Annotated in this window: 4 protein-coding genes; 3 read left to right on the top strand and 1 reads right to left on the bottom strand. The window is 29.3% G+C overall.

Going from position 1 to position 2,722, the window contains the following annotated elements; translation table 11 throughout:
• Positions 1 to 70 precede the first annotated feature (70 nt).
• On the bottom strand, positions 71 to 388 hold the full coding sequence (locus WFH18_RS17205; protein ID WP_336755351.1) for a hypothetical protein: 318 nt from the start codon (positions 386 to 388) through the stop codon (positions 71 to 73).
• Positions 389 to 584: 196 nt separating this feature from the next.
• Between WFH18_RS17205 and WFH18_RS17200 the strand changes: the two genes are divergently transcribed.
• The 3 genes from WFH18_RS17200 (at position 585) to WFH18_RS17190 (ending at position 2,628) form a co-directional block, all read left to right on the top strand.
• Positions 585 to 815: a helix-turn-helix domain-containing protein gene (locus WFH18_RS17200; protein ID WP_004281399.1), complete on the top strand. Its 231-nt coding sequence runs from the start codon at positions 585 to 587 to the stop codon at positions 813 to 815.
• A gap of 100 nt (positions 816 to 915) precedes the next feature.
• Positions 916 to 2,274, top strand: a complete 1,359-nt coding sequence (locus WFH18_RS17195; protein WP_228128548.1) for a DNA adenine methylase — start codon at positions 916 to 918, stop codon at positions 2,272 to 2,274.
• Between the two features lie 3 nt (positions 2,275 to 2,277).
• Positions 2,278 to 2,628: a phosphoribosyltransferase-like protein gene (locus WFH18_RS17190; protein WP_336755349.1), complete on the top strand. Its 351-nt coding sequence runs from the start codon at positions 2,278 to 2,280 to the stop codon at positions 2,626 to 2,628.
• The last annotated feature ends 94 nt before the right edge of the window (positions 2,629 to 2,722 follow it).

Raw genomic sequence — 2,722 nt, 5'->3', positions numbered from 1 at the left:
TGGATGTCTGGTGATTTGTAGTCATAAATTTTAGTCCCCACTTGTTTTTAAGTGGGGACTAAATTAAGGCTTATAGGATGAATTCATAAGGTGTGTTCAGCGGACGCTTACAGTTCACCTCTAATTTTCTATATTCCTCAACTTGTTTTTCTAAAAATATAATTTCAGAACTAACTTTTACTTCTTCTAATTTGATTTTAGAAACATCAGATTCTTCTTTATTTAAGATTCTGATTTCATTGATTTTTATTGTTTCTTTAAATACAGAGAATTGAGGATTTTGTTTGTTAATATCCTTTTCTAAAAAACCAAATTCAACAAGTTTTCGTAGTATTCGATACATACGTTGACGATTAAAGCGATGACGTTCTTTTTTAGATAGTTTCATTCGCTTCCAAAAATCATTTGCAGTCCAATTATGAATTGAATTCGATTGGATAATAGGGAGAAACACCTCGAACAAAGGCATTCTAAGGATTTGCATGGTGAAATACTCTTCAAAATTACAGAAAAGAGGATTATAAGCCGTGGATATATAGTCCTCAAATAGTGATAGTTCTGTTTTTTGAGCAATTGATTCAAATATGTCAGAACTTACTGTTTCTTTTGGTTTGAAGGTTCGAGAACAGAGAAAACTAAAAAAACTAACGCAAGAAAAACTTGCTTTACTTTGTAATATAGATCGTAGCTATATGGGGCGAATAGAGCGTGGAGAAGTGAATATTACTTTAGAAAAAATTTATGAAATAGCTCAGGCATTAGAGATAGATATTTTAGATCTCATGCCCCTTATAGCTAGAGATAACAAAAAATGATTATAGATATAAGTCTTGAATGCTTCATCTAACTTAAGCAATATAGAGACACATTTCTTGTTACTTTATTTGTATGGATCTAAGTTTTAACGTTAATCATTTGAGTAATGAATTCTATCAAACTTACACATTGGTAGATTATAGTGAACGTGAAATTTATAATCTATTGGTATGCGAATTTCAGAGAAAATCTAGGCCATTAATTGTTGATTTTAAACTAATTTTTGAAAATAAATATAAAAATGGATTAAGTCATGATATTCATACTTATCCAGGAAAGCTGTATCCGAATTTAGCGAAATTCTTTTGTAAGGCTTTATATAAAGAGCGAAATACAAATAAATTTTTAGATCCTTTTGTCGGTTCAGGGACAACTATTGTTGAAGCAGCCGCAGAAGGGTATGAGGCTTTCTATTGTGATATTAATCCTTTAGCAAGACTTTTGACTAAAGTTAAGACTACGCAACTCGGAAAAGATGAAATAGACTTTCATTTAGAACAGTTATGTACCTTATATAAAGAAGCTCATTCATTTGAAGCTATTGATGTTATTAATGCTAGTCACTGGTATGACGATAGGGTAAAAAATGACTTAGATAAATTAATGAGTTGTATAGACAGTCTAGATAAAGTGGATATAAAAGACTTTTTCAAAATAGCATTTAGCCATCTTGCTAGGAAAGTTAGTTATTGTGATTTACAAGTATCAGTTCCAGTTAAAATAAAAATTAAATCAAACTTTAGTGCCTTAAGAAAAGCTGAAATCGAAAAGAGGCTTACTTATATTAAAAATGTAGATATCCTGACGACATTTAAAGAAATTGTTGAAAAATACAGTATTTCCCTACAGAATTTTGCCAACTGTTTAAAGGAAAATAGTACAACCCCAAAATTGTTAGCTAATAACGTTACTTTAATTAAAGATGAGGCTGTTTTTGATTTAATAATAACTTCACCACCCTATGGATCTGCACAAAAGTATATTAGAGCATCTAGCTTAAGTTTAAACTGGCTAAAACTTTCAAGGCCTCAAGAGGTAACAATATTAGTCAATTCTTCTATCGGAAAAGAAAGAGTTACAAAAGAAGATAAAGAGAAAAGTGATAATTATTTCAAAAAACTTAATGTTAAGTTTCAAAATGTACTGGAAAAAATAAAAGAGCAAAATTTAACCAGGTATTATATTACCTTGACTTATTTAAAAGAAATGGATTCTAGTCTAGAAAATATTATAAAATCTTTAAAAGAGGATGCAAGGCTTGTATTAGTGGTAGGTAATAATACAGTCTGTAATCAAATATTTTATAATGATGAGTTTTTAATAGATCTTCTTGAAAATAAAGGGCTAAAATTGGAAATACATTTAATTGATTTTATTAAATCAAGAGGACTTATGATTAAAAGGAATAAAACTTCTGGAATTATAAATTATGAAAGTATTTTGGTATTTAAAAAGTAAATCATGATGAAAACTGATAGTGCATATGAAATATATAGGCAAAAAATACAAATTCTGAATGAATATGTTTGGAATAATGATAAGCCTTGGCATGTCATTGAAAAATGGTTAGAAAACTTTACAGGGTATTCTTTTTCTACACCAGAATGTGAAAAATTAATGGCTTTACATATGCTATGTAACTTTAATTATTTCAGTCAAGATATGGTTAGGCAGATGCTGAAATCATGTTATGAGGATCTACTGATTATACCTCTAAAACAAGAGATAAGAAAAAAAAATAATAATACACTTGATGTAGATTTAATTAACTATGAGTTATCCAAAGAAATAGAAGGGCGAATTCAAACATGAGGTGCGACAGTTTGAAAAGTCTTATGATAATCAACAAGCTGAGCAAATTTCTCTAATGGTGTAAGCCAATCTAACGCTTTTCTAGGACGAGTAT

The organism is Acinetobacter sp. USHLN143 (assembly GCF_037145695.1).
In the GTDB taxonomy this organism is placed as follows: Bacteria; Pseudomonadota; Gammaproteobacteria; order Pseudomonadales; family Moraxellaceae; genus Acinetobacter; species Acinetobacter fasciculus.
The sequence above is the reverse complement of the archived record's forward strand: the minus strand, read 5'-3'. Positions and strand labels throughout refer to the sequence as shown.

Coding starts and splice junctions, on each gene's coding strand:
- WFH18_RS17205 (WP_336755351.1), bottom strand. CDS start 388: ATGAAACTATCTAAAAAAGAACGTCATCGCTTTAATCGTCAACGTATG.
- WFH18_RS17200 (WP_004281399.1), top strand. CDS start 585: ATGTCAGAACTTACTGTTTCTTTTGGTTTGAAGGTTCGAGAACAGAGA.
- WFH18_RS17190 (WP_336755349.1), top strand. CDS start 2,278: ATGATGAAAACTGATAGTGCATATGAAATATATAGGCAAAAAATACAA.